Source organism: Aurantimonas sp., assembly GCF_964217435.1.
Classification (GTDB): Bacteria; Pseudomonadota; Alphaproteobacteria; order Rhizobiales; family Rhizobiaceae; genus Aurantimonas; species Aurantimonas coralicida.
In genome coordinates this window covers 172,828-189,656 of record NZ_CAXPJM010000002.1, presented here as the reverse complement: position 1 = coordinate 189,656, position 16,829 = coordinate 172,828, and the positions used below count along the sequence as shown (strand labels likewise).

Below are 16,829 nucleotides of genomic sequence, written 5' to 3'. Positions count from 1 at the left end.
ACGGGAAGGTGCGGTTCCTGCGCAAGCCCGCGGCGCCCCGTGATGAGGCTGCACTTGTCACTGGCGTGGATCGGCGGCCCGGAAGCCGCCGAAGCGGGCTGGAGGCAGCTCAGTAGGAGCCGCGCTGGGAGAACAGGGCCGGTACGGTCTTGAGGATGATTTCCGTGTCGGCGACCAGGGAAAACCGGGACAGATAGTCGGCATCGAGCCGCACCCGCTGGTCGTAGGACGTGTCGCTCCGGCCGCTGACCTGCCACAGGCCGGTCAGGCCTGGGCGGGCCGAAAGATAAAGGCTGACGAGGGCCCCGTATCTTGTCAGCTCGTCGACGACCACGGGCCGCGGCCCGACAAGGCTCATCTCGCCCCGCAGGACATTGATGAGCTGCGGCAGCTCATCGATGCTCGACCGGCGCAGCATCGTTCCAATGGCAGTGACCCGCGGATCATCCTTGAGCTTGCGCGTGGCGTTCCATTCCTTCGCGATGTCCGGGTCGGACTGGAGGTAGGCGGTGAGCCGCTCGGCGGCATCGACGCGCATCGTGCGAAACTTCAGGCAACCGAAGGAGTTGCCGCGAAACCCCACTCGCTTATGCGAAAAGAAGATGGGGCCGCCATCCGACAGTTTGACCGCGATCGCGGTCAGGACGAACAGCGGAGCGAGCAGAATCAGCCCGGCCAGCGCCAGCAGGAAATCGACGGCACGCTTGGCCCGGCCGCCGTAAGGTCCGGTTTCGCTGACGTTGCGTCGTGATGGTGAGGCATCAGAAAAGTTGGCTGTGTTCGTCAGCAAAGAGGCGTGCGACGGATCGGACGGCATTGAGACCTCCAGAAGGCGATTGTGCGACGCACAATTCCGTTAACGCTTTGATAACGGGACCTAACGTCAGGTCAGGTCAGGAAGTCTGTGACCGAGGTCATAGGTGCAAAAAAATAATTGTGATAGCCGTAAAGAACAATCGCGCTAGTATGACGTGCATAGTGCCCTTGTGCGACGCACATCAAAGAATACCAGAAAAATGCACAACGATGGGTTGTGATTTATGAATAGATTCTACGTTCATAAGTGGGTGTACGAGCATTGTAGGCCGGTTCGTCTTCTTCCTGAAGGGCGATGAAATGCACCCCGAGAAAATCCGATACAATAGCGCAGAATTGCTGCAGCGCGTCCCGTTTCTAGCCGATATAGAACCGGATGCGACGGAGCATTTCGTCAATCTTTCTACCGTTCGCGTCTTCGCCAAAGGAGCGGTTATCAGCTCCTCGGAGGACTCCACTGGCGGTATGGCGATACTCATCGAAGGGACGGCTTACACAACGTCATATCTCGCGGATGGGCGTGTGTTCATTATCGATGTCCTGTCACGGGGGTCGCTTTTCGGTTGGAATAATCTTTCCGAAACGAGAGCTGTGGCGATGGAAATGGTCGCCAAGACTCAATGTGCAGCTTTGCTTATCGATCGCCGGACGTTGCTCGAAGCCATGGATATCTGGCCCAAATTCCGGCAGGCGATGTGGGCGGAGGCGCTCGCAAAGATCGCCACTCTGAAGACCAAGGTCGTGTGCGGTGCAACACCGAGCCTGCCCGCACGCCTTGCATCATGCCTGTTGCGGCTGTTGGCCCAGTCTGAACGAAGCGACGGCGAGGCCGGCGATACGGTCACGATATCCCAGCACGATCTCGCCTGCATGCTGCCCGCTTCCCGCGAAAAGGTGAACCGCTGCCTGCACAGCTGGGAGGAGAGGAAGCTCATCGAGCTTGGGATGGGGTGCATCACGGTCCTCAGGCGGGACGCGCTTGCATCCTTCGCCTTCTGCGATCCGGTTCCGAAGGGAACCGATACCACGACCCCGTCGAACTCCCATAGCGGTCCGACCGCACTTGATTACCGCAACGGGTGCAACGGTGCAGCGTGGGCGGGCTGAGGGGCGTTCGCCGATCGAGCCGGGCCGCGCACGGCCTTCCCACCGCGTCGGTCCGGGATGTGGCGACGCCACTCTTCGTGCGGAAAGTGTCATGACACGGGATGGACGCGATGGAGGGTGATGTCCTGCGGGACAAAGACCGGGAAGACCGACCGCTCGCCTATGCCAACGCCGGCAACGGGTGCGGGCGCGCGGCCAGTCGGGATATCGACCGTGTCGTCATTCTCAACGACGTCTCGACAGCCAAGGGCGGGGCGACCGACCTCGCACTCCTGTCTGCCAGGATGATCCGCAGACGCGGGTTTCCCGTCACCTTCATCTCGGGCGGTGAGACAGATCACGGCGAACTCGCCACGAGCGGCGTCGACCTGGTCGCGATGGGAGAGGCCCATATCCTCGACCAGGGCCTGAGGGCGGCGGTGAGCGGCATTCACAATGGCGCAGTTGCAAGCTTCGTCGCAAAGTGGATCCGGGCCAACGACACGCCGGGCACTGTCTATCACGTCCATGGTTGGTCGAAGATCCTCTCACCGACGCTGTTTCGTGCACTGGCCCCGGTGTCCGGGCGCATGATCGTCCATGCCCACGACTTCTTTCTCGCCTGCCCGAACGGCGCGTATCATGACTATCAGGCCGGCGAGGTCTGCGAGCGCGAGCCGCTTGGCCTGTCGTGCATGCGGACCCATTGCGACAAGCGGAGTTACCCCCAAAAGCTCTGGCGCAGCGCCCGATCGCTGTCCCTCGCATCGAGTTTTCCAAAGCAGGCCGCGCATCGCATCCTGATGCTGCATGAAGGCATGCAGCCCTTTCTGGAGCGGGCCGGCTATCCGGGGAGCGCGCTGCATACAGTGCGCAACCCTGTCCGGCCGTTCACCTCGGAGCGGGTCAGGTCGGAGGCGAACGCGGCGTTTCTCTTCGTCGGCCGCCTGGTGACGGAAAAAGGGGTGGAGGCGTTTTTGGCCGCGGCCGACGCCTTGAACCTCGAAGCGATCGTCGTCGGCGACGGACCGCTGCGCCAGATGCTGGAACAGCGCCACCCGTCGGCGAAATTCACCGGGTGGCTTGCGCGCGAGGATATCGCGGTCATGGCCACCAAAGCGCGCGCACTGGTCATGCCGACGCAATATGCCGAACCCTTCGGCCTGGTGGCGGCCGAGGCCTCGTTCAGCGGTCTTCCTGTCATCCTGTCCGATCGCGCTCTGCTTGCGGCCGACGTGGACGCGGCCGGGATCGGGTTTTCCTATCGCGGCGACGATCCCTCGACTCTGGAACAGGCTATGGCAAGGTTTGCGGCGCTCTCCGAAGCGGAGACGAAGGCGATGAGCCTGCGGGCTTTCGCGCGGGCCGGGCGCATCGCTCAGTCGCCCGATGCCTGGTGCGACGCGCTTCTGGGGCATTACCGAGAGGTGCTTGCAACAATGCCGGCAGATGGGCTGCGGCCATGACGTTGAATGCCCTCGCCGAAAACACGCTGCCTCTCTCCTTTGCAGCCGTTGCCCGCAAAAGCGAGGCGTCGGTCGCGGGGCGGAGCATCCGCCTGTTCAATGTGAAATACAGTCCGAATCTGGGGGACGGCGTCCTGTCGGAGTGCCTGGAGGAGGCCTTGGCCCAGGAACTGGGCAGCGCTGATGTCGCGTCGATCGATCTGGCCGGGCGAGAGGCCTATGGCGGGTCCGGCGCCGGGCGACATCTGGCCTTGGCCGTTCTGAACAACCTCCCGCAACCGGTCCGCCGGGCCGCCATACGTCTGCCGCTGGTGCTCCAGTCGCGGCGCAAATGGCGACCCCACTACAGGACCGGGGTCAAGCCGTGCGATGCGGTGGTCATCGGCGGCGGCAATCTTCTCGCCGATCTCGACCTCAACTTTCCCACGAAGCTTGCCCTGGCGCTGGACGAGGCGGCCCGCCGCGATCTGCCCGTCGCCTTCTACGGCGTCGGCTGCGCCGCCCGCTGGTCGGACACCGGCCGGCATATGCTGGCGAGAGTGCTGGCGCGTACCGATTTGAAGGCAGTGTTCGTCCGCGACGACGCTTCAAGGATCAACTGGAACCGTCTGTTCGGTCATGCCCTGCATGTTCCCGCCGAACTGGTCCGCGATCCGGGTCTTCTCGCCAGCGAGACCTACCGTGCCGCGCGGCCCATATCCGTCGGGCGCCGGGTGGGTCTCGGCATCATGAGCGATACGGCGGTGCGCTACCATTCCGATGTGGTGCTGCGGCCCGGCGAACTGGCCGACTGGTATGTCGCCGTCGCCTCTACCCTGTGTCAGAACGGCGCGAGTGTCGTCGCCTTCACCAATGGCAGCCCCGAGGACAAGGCGATGCTGGTGGCAATCGCCGAGCGCCTCGAAGCGGCCGCGCCATCGATCGCTTTCGTCGAGCCGCGCACGCCGGCCGAACTCTGCGAGACCATCGCAGGGCTCGACCGGCTGATCGCCTTCCGAATGCATGCGATCATTGTCGCCTATTCCTACGGCGTCCCGGCGCTGGCCCTGCGCTGGGACCCGAAGCTCGACGCGTTCATGGCGTCGGTCGGCCTGTCGGAACAGGTCGTGGCTATCGGTGAAGCTGCTCCCGACGGAATTCCGCGCCGGCTCGATGCCGCGGCGGCGGTCTTTCCCTCGGAACGGTGTCGAGAGCGCATCCTCGCTGAAACGCGCGCAGGCATCGGACGGCTTGCCACCGCTCTGGAGGTATAAAGCGATGAATGTTCGCGCGTCTCCGCCGGCGCAACCGGCAGCACTTTCCCTTTCCGCTGGGCGGATCCCCAGCCCGCGGATCGCCCGCCGCGATCGTCCGGCCAGGGTCGCGATCATTCATTACTGGCTCGTCGGCATGCGTGGCGGCGAGAAGGTGGTCGAAAACCTCTGCGAGATGTTTCCCGAGGCCGACATCTTCACGCTGGTCTGCGATCGCGAGAAGCTATCGCCGATGTTGCGCGAACGCCGGATCGTGACGTCCTTTCTCCAGCGCATCCCGGGAGCGACGCGCCACTACCAGAAGCTGCTTCCGCTGATGCCCTTCGCGATCGAGGAGTTCGATCTGCAGGAATACGATCTGGTGATCTCCAGCGAATCGGGACCCGCCAAGGGTGTCGTGACCCGGCCGGATGCACTGCATCTGTGCTACTGCCATTCGCCGATGCGCTATATCTGGGACCACTATCACGTCTACCGAAACAACCTGAACGCTGCCGGGCGGCTGGCCATGTCGGTGACCTCGCCGATGTTGCGGATGTGGGACGTCACCACATCTGCACGGGTCGACCATTTCATCGCCAACTCCGCCCATGTCGCGCGACGCATCTCCCGTTACTACAACCGGCCGGCTGCAGTGGTGCATCCCCCCGTCGCCGTGGACGATTTCGCCATCGGCGAGGAGCGCGGCGACTTCTATCTCTATGCGGGCCAGCTGACGCACTACAAGCGCGTCGATCTGGCGGTGGAGGCCTGCACCCGTGCCCGCAAGCCTCTCGTGATCATCGGCGAGGGTGAGGCGACGAAACAGCTGAAGGCGATCGCCGGGCCGACGGTGCGGTTTCTCGGCTTCCAGCCCTTCGATGTCCTCAAGGATCATCTATCGCGCTGCCGGGCGCTGCTGTTTCCTGGAGAGGAGGATTTCGGGATCCTGCCCGTCGAGGCGATGGCCTGCGGACGTCCGGTGATCGCCTACGCTTCCGGCGGCGCGCTGGAAACCGTGATTGACGATACCGTCGGGGTCCATTTCCAGGATCAGACCGTCGAGGCGGTGCTCGATGCCATCGGCGAGTTCGAGGCGCGGGAAGATACGTTCGAGCCCACTTTGATCAGGGCTCATGCCGAACAATTCTCCAGCAGCCGCTTCCGCCGCTCCATCGCCAGTGTGGTGGCCAAGAGCTGGCGCGAGGCCGGGCTGGGGCCCGAATCCCTGAACGCCGCGCTTGGTGCCCCGTATCGCACCGATCCCATGCTGCATCGCGCCTGAACGGGGACGAGCCCAAGTACTCCAGGTTGTCGTTGCATCTCGTTCAGGCCGAGCGCGGGCTCTCGCGACCAACCCGGTGCGTCGGTCAAGACTCGCCGGCCCTATACCGACATACGGATCGCGTGGCTGTCGGTGGATATGAGCCGTTGCCGGAAAATGACCGGCCCCCGACGATCTAGCATTTGAACCGGACCTTGCAGTTGTTCTGGCTCTCCGGCCACATCCCGTATTTCGAGTTCGCAACTGCACCGATGCCGAAGCGGGTGTCCCGTGTGGAGCGCTTCTTGTCCTGGTTCCGGAAGATGCGGTCGGCCTCGTCCCAGCGCCGGAGCTTGATGTTGACCCAGCCCTTCAGGACTTCGGCGCCGTAGGACTTGCCGCTTCGTGCCTCTCGCTTGTTGAGGGTCGCCAGGGCGCCATTGTAGTCGCCAGCCTGGAATTGCTGGTTGGCCTGCCGCATCAGCTTGTCGCCACCGCCGCCGCCGCCGCCAGACCGTGCCCGCCGCGTTCCGCGCGACGGCGATGCAGCCGACCTGCCCGGCCGGTACGACACGACGCGGGCGGGAGGGGCGTATTCCTCGATCTCGGCGAGCGTGGCGAATTCGTCGCCGTACCGGGCCTTGATCTGCTTCAGACCGGCGTTGTTCTTGGTCCGGCTGGCCACGACCGCGAGGCCGAGAACGCCCTCTTCGGTGACGTCCCAATCCACCGACTTCTCGAACCAGGTTCCGGCCTCGTCGATCTTGTCGTCTTCCAGAAGGTGCCAGCCCAGCGTCTGGGCGCCGAGGGCCGAACGTGTATCCTCGACCACGGTCTGGAAGCGACCGAGATCGGCAACGGACAGATCCGCCGCGACCGCTGGATCGTTCATCCTGTCGGCCACCAGCTCGACGTAGATTTTCGCCAGTTCGGGCGAGTCCTCGTACTCGCGATAAGCCAGATCTTCGGCCGTATCGAGTTCGTCCAGATTGCGCAGCGAGAGGACATAGCCCTCCAGATGCTTCGGGTTGGGCTCAATGTCGGAGGCGAGGCTGAACCACTCCTTCGCCATGTCAAACCGCTGGAGATTGTAATGATACCAGCCCAGGAGGCTGGCATCTTCGGCCGACAGCGTCGCCTTGGCGAAACGCTCGTAGGCCTGAAGGTCGTTCGCGGAGACCCGCGAGCGTTTCTGTCCGGCGGCGATCTCTTCGCCGATCTCGGCACGCAGCTTCTGGAAGCGAATGCCGTCGAACTCGCGCGATCCGTTCGCCAAGGTTCTGCCGAAGGTGATCAGGGCGTCGACGCCCTTCTGCGGCAACAGCAGGGCCGCCTTCTGCATCGTGGCGAGGCGTTCGCCGGGATTGTCGCATGTGGTCAGAACGTAGCCGTAGAGATCGAAGGCACGAGCCAGATCGCCGGATCGGGCGAAGGCTTCTCCGACCTGCCACAGGACATCCATTTCCGCACAGACCAGAAGCGACGGACGCTCCCGGGCGGCAGCGAGCGACGATGACCAGTCACCGGCCTCGAAAGATGCCTTGATCCGTTGGCGGGCATCGGCATCGTCGAGCTTGGTCGCCAGATCCGCCGACGGTCGATAGGTCGGATGCTGTGCCTGGTAGGTCGCGATCCTGCTACGCACCTCAGCGAAGCGGCCGGCCGCGAACAGATCCCAGAGCGGCTGTTCGTCGACATCACTCTTGGGAGCGAACAAATCGGCGGGAGGGGTCCAGGCCGGATACAGCGTCTTCAGGCGTCGGATTTCGGCGCCGACCCGCTCGAGATTGCGTTGCTCCGCATAGTAGCGCAGCGCACTCTCGTCGATCCCGCTCCTGTCGCCCGATCCGGTCTGGGCGTCGGCGCCTCCGTCGATGGAGAAAGCCGGACGGTTCCGATGCGTCGCATCGGCGGGGGCGCCAGTGGTCGCTGCCGGGGGCACGACGAATGGATTTGGAGCGACGGCCACCGCTGCCGGTGTCGTGACCGGGGCAGGGATGGCGAACGGATTGGCGGCAGCCGCGCCGGCGGTCTGTGCGACGCCGGTCGGGGCGAGGCCGGCTGGAGCAGGGGACACCGCACCGGCGTCAATCTGCGGATAGAAGGTTCGCAAGATGTCGCCACTGCGGCTCGATACGGGAGGCGCTGCATTCTTATCGGGAGCGGATGCGCCTGGTGCGGTGGCCCCCGTAGACAGTCCGAACGACAGGCTCCCGGGGGTCGCGGAATCGGATTCGGCCGACACGGGAGCGACCAACATGGCGGTGAGAAAGGCGACGGACGCAAGTCCGCGGGATCTCGTCAGAAGCATTCGGAATACCTTTCTGAGAGGGCCATCAGGCTGAGAATGTGGAGCGTGCTGGCATAATAGGTTGACGGCTCGAACGCTTTGGCGCGACGCGCCGAATTGCTCTGGCCCAGGCTGCACGCGATGACGTCGAGGATTGCGTCGTAGCCCGGCGAGACCATCGGCTCGATCGGCGTCCCGGTGGTCACGTCGAGCACCGCCAGACCGCTGCGGCCTTCGTCGCCCCAGGCCCGCTGAAGGCTTTCGAGCAGTTGCGGTTCGGTGTTCGTCTGCCAGGCGATGTAGAGCGGGATCCGGACGGCGTTGTAGCCAAAGGTCGGAGCGAAGGCCGCCGCCGGGTGCGGAACCTCACCGCCGATCCCCGTCCAGTCGGACGGGATCTTCTCAGGTGTGGCGTCGATCGCATGCAGCAGCGCGAAGCCGCTCGCTGCGAGGTTCAGCGCCTTGAATTCGGGCATTGTCTCTCCGAGCTCCGCGATTGCGGGGAAGACCCAGTAGGACATGTTGACGACCGGCCCGTCGGCGCTGTCCTCGACGGTGAACCCCTGGACACCAGGCAGCAGAACCGTGCCGTAGCGACTGTCGGTCGTGGCAAGCGCCACCACGTCACCCACGATGGCGCGGGCCTCGCGCAGATGATCCCTGACGCCCCAGAGTTTCCAGGCTCGCAGCAGCGCCCAAGCGATCAGGATGTCCCCGTCCGTGGCGTTGTTGGGGTCGGTGACGTGGGGCGAGGCGGCCGGATCCCATTTCCACGCCGCCAGATTATCGTCCCGCACCATCAGTTCGCGTTCGGTCCAGTCCCACAGGGCATCGAAGCTCTGGCGATCGCCTGCGGCAACGGCGATCAGCATGCCGTAGCCCTGGCCTTCGCTGTGGCTAATCGAGCCGTTTTCACGGTCAATGATCCGCCCTTCGGCGGACATGAAGAGGCTACGATAGAGCTGCCACGACCCGACGATATAGTCGGCCGGCAGGACCTCGGGTGCGGCAGACGTCGCCGTGACGGGGTTGGCGTGCGCGGCCGGAGGATAGGTCATGGCGGGGACCAGCGACGCCAGGGCACAGAGTGTGAGGATCGATCTCATCGGTCGCGGTTTCCGACCTGCGACAGGAACAGGCGCGTTGAGATGCCGAGCATCAGGGCCAGAAGGATCAGCGTCAGCACATATGCCTGCAGATGGCGAGACAGCCAGCCGGCGAAGACCAGCCGCAGGTTGCCGAAGGATCGCGGTTGCGTCTCGTAGAGGCGCTCCTCGCTGGCGTCGTGGGAGACCACCTGGCCGTCATCGTGAAGGACCGTGACGGCGCCACCGAGCTGCGCCCAGTTTGCTGCCGCAGCCATTGTCTGGACGCCGGCCGTCAGTGTAGCGGCATCCGCTGCAGCGACGACCGTCCAGGCATAGGGGCGATCACCGGGCGTGGCGGCCTGCGCCATGACCAGCCTGCTGGCTGGTTCCGGCACGTGACCACCACCGTTGGTGAAGGCGTCGTTCTCGCCCAGGCCGAGAAAATTCGATGCCTGCGCACTGACGAGACCACCGACCCAGCCGCCGAGTTCCTCGATGCGGGACGCGATGTCGGTGGGGGCAGCGAAGGCATCCGCAAAGGAGGCGATCCGGATGTTGCCGAGCCCCGCTCCGCCCGTTTCCTCCTGCGACAGCGACGCCTGCGTGCCGTCCGTCTCCGCCTCCGCTCCGAGCCTCGAGGGGACAGCCAGCCCGACCTGATCCAGTAGAGCAGGCGGGAGATCGGCATATGTGCCGACGGCCAGGAGATCACCCGAGGCGACCATCGGTACGTCGCGCGAGACCTTCACCGGCTGGACGCTTCCGGACGAGGCGGCGATCTGCGCCAGAAGCGTTGCCGCCGCGTCCAGGCCCGGCGCATTCAGGCCGGTGGAGTAGATCGTCAGCGTCTCGCTCTCGTCGCCGCCTACGCTCCGTCCTGCCGACATGGCTGCCATATCGGGCAGGTGACCCATCTGCGCGACGCGCGGCAGATGCAGGGCGGAGCCTGGGCCGATGACGAAGCGGGCTGGCATATCGCTGATCGATGCGATGGGTTCGCAGGTTTCGTCGCTGCCGCTCAGGAGCGTCGCCTCGAAGGTGACGCGATTGTGCCCCGGTCGGAGTGCGCTCAGCGGCACCTTCAACGTCTGCTGTTCGATGCGTCCCTGTCTGGTCGAACTTAGGGGCAGTGAGGACACCTGGCGACCGTTTGCCCGGACGATGAGCGTGGCGTCCTCCGACAAGCCCGCAGCATAGGCGGCATCGAGTGTGATGTGTGCCGCGTCGTAGTCTGCCGCGTAGAAGTCGCTGGGCAGGCCGAAGGCAATCTCGGAGCGGTAGGCCCGGCCGGCGAATTCCCGCGTATCGAGCCCCAGGTCGACAAGCGGGATGGATGTCTTGGACGAGACAGTCTGGCCCTGGGGAATGGACAGCGACCTCAGGCCCGCTGCCGTTCCCATCGGCGCGTTCGACCGTGCCTCCTCGACAAGCGCGGCGATCGTCCTGTCGATGTCACCGGTGATCTGCGAGCCGACGAGCAGGGTCGCCCTGCCGCCCGCCTCGGGGGCAATCAGGGATACGTCCGGGGCGACCTGAACGGCCGGACGCGTCGAGGCCGGCCGCACGCCACCCGGCGGTGTGCCGATGATGATGTCGAGGCCGGGGCCGCTCCCGGCGCTGCCGGAAACGGTGACGGCGGGACGATCGATACCAGCCAGGAGTACGGTAGCCTGAAGGACGCTCATCGCGCGGTCGAGGTCCGCCGTCCGGCCGGCACTCTGCACGAGATTGATCGCCATCCGGTCAGTCCCGGTACGGGCGATGGCCGGCAGATCGGCGAGCGAGGAGAGCTCTACATAGGGGGTTCCGAAGTCGAGGCCGCTGAGCGACGGGGCAATCCGGGTCCACAATTCGTAGGTTCCCTCGATCGAGCAGTCCACGCGATGGTGCTGGTCGACCAGGATGCGGATACCGTTATAGCCCGGCTGCAGGACGCCCGCGGGAATGGCGACCGACAATTCGCCGCTGCGACCGAGCTGTGTTTCCCCGACTGGCAGGTCGTTGATGAAGACGGCCATTCGCGATGTCTCGGGCATGATCGAGACGGCGCTCTGATAGGACAGGACGAGTTGTGCCGCCTGGGCGGTTTCCGCTGCCGTGACGTAGAACGGGTAGGCCCGTTCCACACGCTCGCCGGCGAAGGCCAGTTCGGCCGAACCTGCGTTGAACCTGCGCAGGGTTGCGGATACGCCCGGATTGGCAGGAGCCGTAACCGCCGCGGGCGGGGCCGGGATGGCAGGCGCCGGTGCCGCGAAAGGGTTGGCAGGCTGGGCGGATGCCGCGAGCGGGGCGAGGCTGGCGACCGCCAGCATGGTGGTCGACAGGAGGGTCCTGGAGAAAATCATGATGGTGATACCTTCAGGCGTTGGCTGAGTTCGGCCGGGCTGCCGCCGGGGCCGGTGCGGTGTCCGCCTCCAACGCCGGCTGCTTCGCATCGCGATCGAAGATGAGATGGTGGAACGCGCCCAGCGGGTAGGCGAGACTCCAGCCGATGAAGGCGAAGCTTCCCCCGAGGATGCCGCGGCGGTTGCGCCGGGCCAGACGGGCGGCACGGACCGGACCGAGATCGGCCAGCATCAGGTTGGCGATCAGCGGGTAGTGCGTGACGCCGGCGCGGAACCGCAGTCCCAGGCCCAGACCGTCCTCGCCACCGCCGAAGCTTTTCACGGTCACCGGCAGCGAGCCCAGTTCGCGGGTGCCGTCCTGGGTCCAGACGAGGAGCCGAGCATCCTCGCGATCGATCGCTTCGGGGAGCCTGCCAAGCACCGCGACCTTGGCGCCGCCCAGCGATACGTCTTCGATCACCACCGGAACCGTTGCTCCCGCGACGACCAGTTCGCCCTTGCGGGCACTGGGCATCCGCGGCGCCTGCCGGCGTTCCATCCGCTCGGTAACGACCCCAAGCGCCGCGCCTGCGACGACCAGGTTCATGAGGTTCCAGGTTCCGACGACCAGCAGCATGCCGCCGATTTCCGGCTCGGTCTGATAGCGATAGATCGCAACACCCATGGTGAGCAGGAGCGCGCCGAAGATCACGAAGTAGGGCCAGGACAGGTCCGAAAGGCGGTCCCGGTCCATCGTCAGTCCCTTCGCCGTGACGTTGAAGGTGGGGCGCCGCGGGTTGATCAGCACGCTCATGATGGCGCGCACCAGATAAACCGACTGGATGTACTCGTAGAGGTCCGACACCCAGGGCCAGCGCACGCGGCCGTAGAGATAGTTGCGCAGCAATTCGCCGGCGAAGAGGTAGGTGAGGGAGTAGGCGACGAACTCGTCCACCGAGGCGTCGAAGATCTTCATGTCGAACAGGATGAAGAGCAGCGGCGAGGCCAGGAAGACGAGGCGGACGAACGGAAAGAACCAGAACATGCCGCTCGACATGTAGCAGATGCGCTGTGCCAAGGTCAGGCCGGACCGGAATGCCGGGTTCTTCAGCAGCAGGATCTGGATCATGCCCCGGCACCAGCGCGACCGCTGGCCGATGAAACTGACAAGGGTCTCCGGCTGCAGCCCGGAGACCATCGGCCGGTCGACATACAGGCTGTTCCAACCGCGCGAATGGAGATCGAGCGCCGTCTCGCAATCCTCAGTGATGGACACGCCGGAGAAGCCGCCAACCTGATCGAGAGCCGAGCGGCGCAGCACCGCAGCCGAACCGCAGAAGAACGCGGCGTTCCACTTGTCCAGGCCCTTCTGGATCGTGCCGTAGAACATCTCGTTCTCCGACGGCATCGTTCGGAAGGTCGACAGGTTCTTCTCCAACGGGTCGGGATTGGAGAAGAAGTGCGGCGTCTGGACGAGAAACAGCCTGGGATCGCGCTTGAAGAACCCGACGGTCTCGCGCAGGAACTCCCGGGCAGGTGCGTGGTCGGCATCGAACACGACCACCAGCGCACCGGACGAATGCGCCAGTCCGTTGTTGAGATTGCCGGCTTTGGCGTGAACGTTGGCGGGCCGGGTCAGATAGCCGACGCCGAGATCACGGCACAGATACTGCAGTTCTTCGTGACGCGTCTGCGCTGCGAGCGCGGTCTTGTGATCCGACGACAGTCGCTTCTCGTCCGTGCCGCCGTCGTCCAGCAGATACACGCGCAACTTGTCCTGCGGATAGTCGAGGGATTTCGCAGCCGCCAAGGTGAGCGACAGGATGTCGGAGCTCTCGTTGTAGGAGGGCACAAACACGTCGACACTGGGCAACTCTTCGTCCGGATACTGCGGCGCCTGCGGGCGTTCGAGCGGATCGGCAGACACGAAGAGGCTCATCGCCAGCATCAGCAGGCAATACATCTCGGCGCCATAGAGGATGATGGCCGGGATGAAGTTGGTGAGATCGTCCGCGGAGGGCAGGGTCGATGTCGTGCGCCAGTACGCATATCGAAGAACCACAAGGCTGACGGCGCCAAGGAATATATATTTCCATGTACCGCTCAGACGAAGTGTGTATATGCCAATAGCTACGGCCAGTGCGGTAATTGCAATCAGCCATTGCGCTTCTACGCTTACAGGTTGCTGAACCATTATAAAGAAGAGCAACGCGCAAATTAGCCAGATGCAACCTAGGATAGTTCTGAGCATCGAAACCTCAACTACTTTTTGCGCGAGAGCGTGCTGGATTAACTCGCGAAATCAATATGTAGGTTTAGACAGGGCGGGGCCCCTTGCGTCAATCTTCGATAACTCCTGATTTAATGTCTGGTTAATCCAGAGATATATCATTATTACGCTGAGGAAAATGAGAATTTATTCGGCATCGGCTGTGCATAATTTGCACATACTGCCTCCGCTTGAGGCGTGTGGATGAGCGGCGAACGGTGGTGTGATGGCGTCCGGCCGGGCTCTGCCGCGCCAACGACCATTACGAGCCATCGTGGAAGACGGATTTCGCCGCGGAGGGCTGTGCGAGAAGCACTTCGATTGGTGTGGGTGCGGCAATCGTGGCTACGGCGCTATGGCCTTGGTGCGCGAGGAGCATTCTGTGAAGGCCAAAGGGGCCGATGGCTTTTTCCCCAAGGTGCCGCCGTACATTCCATGTCGATAGGCGGCGGGACCATCAGTTCCTGTGAGCTTTGCGGCAGATGGCATGCACGTATTCCGCCCGCGGGACGCGGTTTAATGCGGCGTCGACGCCTTATCGCGCATCTTGATCCACCATCCCGCACCAGGCTCCGCCGCAATGAGAAGGCTCTGGGCTGAGTGGTATCAGATGCCATGCGGATCCCGATGCCGTCGTGATGCGAACCAGGTCGTTGCGGAACTCCAGATGGCGCGGCAAGGGCGGTGCGTACGCTTCCCCCCGACTCATCAGACGAAGAAGCGACCCGACGCTGTCCGGCTGAAACGGGCTGACCGGCGTTCTCCACTGCACAATTCGCAGGGGGCTGAGGAGCTGCGCCTGCGTGCTCGTTGCGAAGCCGAGCGTAGCCAAGCAAGCGACGGCGACCATCTTCATCGAGAACCTCGCATTTGATGGGCTCGATCGCGCCACGCGGGCATCTCGCCGTCAAGTGCTGGGAGTGTGGTGGCCACTGCCTGGTCGGGCTGCGGACAGGAAGCGGCATGTGCCACAGCGCGCGCCGCGTGGACCTACAGAGGGTCCTTATCCGGTTCGCAAGGTCGCTCGCGCTGCGCACGCGCCTGTCCCGGCAAAGGATTGCGGTATCCTGCAACACTTCGGACGGTCCGAGAAAGAGGATCGTCATCGCCCCGAGCGTCGAGCCACGCGGCAGCGATCCTCGCATCACACTTTGCAGGGCGACGAGGGGTTCCGGTTGCATGCCACTTGCGGTTATCTGGCCCGAGCCATGGATGGGTTCGGTTGTAGCTGGAGCGATCCGTCCGCCAAGTTGAGGTTGTTTGCCGGATGCAACAGATGCGTAACTCGGTGCCGCAGGATGTCGGCCGCAAGCTCCGGCACATGCGCAACCTGCACAATCTCTCGCTGAAGCAGCTTGCTGCGACGGTGGGCTGTTCGGAAAGCATGCTGTCCAAGGTCGAGACGGGCAGGGTCAATCCCACCCTGACGATGCTGCGCAAGCTCGTGGATGCGCTGGGAATCAACATCGCCTTCCTGTTCGAACCGCAGGACGAGGACGCGGCGATCGTCCATCGGGCCGGCGAGCGACAGGTCATCGGCGTCGGCCAGTCTCGCCGGGGCGCCGGCATCATGCTGGAGCGGCTCCCGCCCGCCGCGCCCCGCAACGTGCTCGAGGCCAACATCCACATCGTCAATCCCGGCGGTTCGACCGACGGCGCCTTCTCGCATGTCGGCGAGGAAATCGGCTTCGTGCTCGAAGGCACCTTCACCTTGACCGTCGAGGGCGTCACCCATGTGCTCGCGCCTGGCGACTCGTTCGCCTTCCGCTCCGAGCGTCCGCACGAATATCGCAATGACGGCGACACGGTCGCGCGGGTTCTCTGGGTGAACACACCGCCTACTTTCTGAGCACGTCATTCGCCGGTAGTGCGCGGCGCCCACGGCGCTGCCGCCCTGGCCGGTTCTGCCCGCGTATTCGGCAGGCTGCCTGCGTATTGTGCGCGCCTAAATTTCTTTCAGAAATCCGTTCAAGTCACTTGAACGCGCACCCGGATCGGGTAGGCTTTCCCCATCGCAGCCCTTGGCGCGCCGCTGTTCGTGGCATGCCGGCAAGGGCCGGTGCGGGTTGGCACAAACGCGAAGGTGAGGGCGAAGGTTCATGGCGCAGGCGGCAGGCATCCAGATCTCATGTGCGCAGTTCGAGCCGCGCATCGGTGAGATCGAGCGTAATGTCGAGACCAGCCTGAAGTTGATCGGTGAGGCCGCCGATTCCGGCTCCCGGCTGATCGTCCTGCCGGAGCTGTGCAATTCCGGCTATGTCCTGGAAAGCCGCGAAGAAGCCTATGCCCTGGCTGAGGAGGTCTCGACCGGTAGCTCCATCGCCCGCTGGGCGGCGCTGGCGGCCGAGCGCGGCCTCTACATCGTGGCCGGCTTCCTGGAGCACGACGGGGTCAAGCTCTATAACAGCGCGATCGTCATCGGCCCCGACGGGGTCATCGGCACCTATCGCAAGAACCATCTGTGGGCCGACGAAGCCCTCTATTTCGAGCGCGGCGATCTGGGCTTTCCGGTCTTCCATACGCCCTTCGGGCGGATCGGCGTGCTCATCTGCTACGATGGCTGGTTCCCCGAGGCCTGGCGTCTCCTGGCGCTGCAGGGCGCCGACATTGTCTGCGTGCCCACCAACTGGGTGCCGATGGCCGAGCAGCCGGGCGGCATGCCGGCCATGGCGAACGTCCTGTGCATGGGCGCGGCGCACAGCAATTCCATGGTGGTTGCCGCCTGCGACCGGGTCGGCACCGAGCGTGGCCAGCCCTTCATCGGCCAGAGCCTCATCGTCGACCACAATGGCTGGCCGGTCGCCGGCCCCGCAAGTGCGCGCGAGCCGGAACTGGTGACCGCCATCTGCGACCTCTCCCAGTCCCGCAGGAAGCGCAACTGGAACGACTTCAACCAGGTGATGCGCGATCGCCGGACGGATCTTTACGGGGAAATGCTGGGCACGGCGGTTCGGCCCGGCTGGTACTGAAACAGGCCTCTCAAACAGGGAAAAC

Annotated in this window: 11 protein-coding genes; 6 read left to right on the top strand and 5 right to left on the bottom strand. The window is 64.3% G+C overall.

Annotated features, from left to right (window positions below; genetic code table 11):
* Positions 1-109 precede the first annotated feature (109 nt).
* Positions 110-817 carry a sugar transferase gene (locus tag ACEQX1_RS00935; protein ID WP_188077187.1) on the bottom strand — a complete coding sequence of 236 codons (708 nt, stop codon included), beginning with the start codon at positions 815-817 and terminating at the stop codon, positions 110-112.
* Positions 818-1,116: 299 nt separating this feature from the next.
* On the opposite strand from ACEQX1_RS00935, the gene ACEQX1_RS00930 reads away from it, so the two are divergent.
* From ACEQX1_RS00930 to ACEQX1_RS00915, 4 genes are all read left to right on the top strand, one after another.
* Complete coding sequence (locus ACEQX1_RS00930; RefSeq protein WP_370195590.1) at positions 1,117-1,923, top strand: Crp/Fnr family transcriptional regulator; 807 nt, start codon at positions 1,117-1,119, stop codon at positions 1,921-1,923.
* Positions 1,924-2,024: 101 nt separating this feature from the next.
* Positions 2,025-3,368 carry a glycosyltransferase family 4 protein gene (locus ACEQX1_RS00925; RefSeq protein ID WP_370196424.1) on the top strand — a complete coding sequence of 448 codons (1,344 nt, stop codon included), beginning with the start codon at positions 2,025-2,027 and terminating at the stop codon, positions 3,366-3,368.
* A complete protein-coding gene (locus tag ACEQX1_RS00920) occupies positions 3,365-4,621 on the top strand; it encodes a polysaccharide pyruvyl transferase family protein (RefSeq protein WP_370196423.1) in 1,257 nt (418 codons plus the stop codon). The genes ACEQX1_RS00925 and ACEQX1_RS00920 overlap by 4 nt, the downstream gene beginning before the upstream one ends.
* Positions 4,622-4,625: 4 nt before the next feature.
* On the top strand, positions 4,626-5,885 hold the full coding sequence (locus ACEQX1_RS00915) for a glycosyltransferase family 4 protein (RefSeq protein WP_370195594.1): 1,260 nt from the start codon (positions 4,626-4,628) through the stop codon (positions 5,883-5,885).
* Positions 5,886-6,060: 175 nt separating this feature from the next.
* Here ACEQX1_RS00915 and ACEQX1_RS00910 read toward each other — a convergent pair whose 3' ends face one another.
* The 4 genes from ACEQX1_RS00910 to bcsA all read right to left on the bottom strand — a co-directional run bounded on the left by ACEQX1_RS00910 (position 6,061) and on the right by bcsA (position 13,760).
* Positions 6,061-7,941 carry a hypothetical protein gene (locus ACEQX1_RS00910; RefSeq protein WP_372521412.1) on the bottom strand — a complete coding sequence of 627 codons (1,881 nt, stop codon included), beginning with the start codon at positions 7,939-7,941 and terminating at the stop codon, positions 6,061-6,063.
* Positions 7,942-8,165: 224 nt separating this feature from the next.
* Positions 8,166-9,260: a glycosyl hydrolase family 8 gene (locus ACEQX1_RS00905; protein WP_370196422.1), complete on the bottom strand. Its 1,095-nt coding sequence runs from the start codon at positions 9,258-9,260 to the stop codon at positions 8,166-8,168.
* Positions 9,257-11,554, bottom strand: coding sequence for a cellulose biosynthesis cyclic di-GMP-binding regulatory protein BcsB (locus tag ACEQX1_RS00900; protein WP_370195593.1), 2,298 nt, complete (start codon positions 11,552-11,554; stop codon positions 9,257-9,259). The genes ACEQX1_RS00905 and ACEQX1_RS00900 overlap by 4 nt, the downstream gene beginning before the upstream one ends.
* Before the next feature lie 46 nt (positions 11,555-11,600).
* Positions 11,601-13,760: a UDP-forming cellulose synthase catalytic subunit gene (gene bcsA / locus ACEQX1_RS00895; protein WP_370196420.1), complete on the bottom strand. Its 2,160-nt coding sequence runs from the start codon at positions 13,758-13,760 to the stop codon at positions 11,601-11,603.
* Between the two features lie 1,342 nt (positions 13,761-15,102).
* Between bcsA and ACEQX1_RS00890 the strand changes: the two genes are divergently transcribed.
* Complete coding sequence (locus tag ACEQX1_RS00890) at positions 15,103-15,684, top strand: cupin domain-containing protein (protein ID WP_370196419.1); 582 nt, start codon at positions 15,103-15,105, stop codon at positions 15,682-15,684.
* Positions 15,685-15,934: 250 nt separating this feature from the next.
* Positions 15,935-16,804, top strand: a complete 870-nt coding sequence (locus tag ACEQX1_RS00885; protein ID WP_370195585.1) for a nitrilase family protein — start codon at positions 15,935-15,937, stop codon at positions 16,802-16,804.
* Positions 16,805-16,829 lie beyond the last annotated feature (25 nt).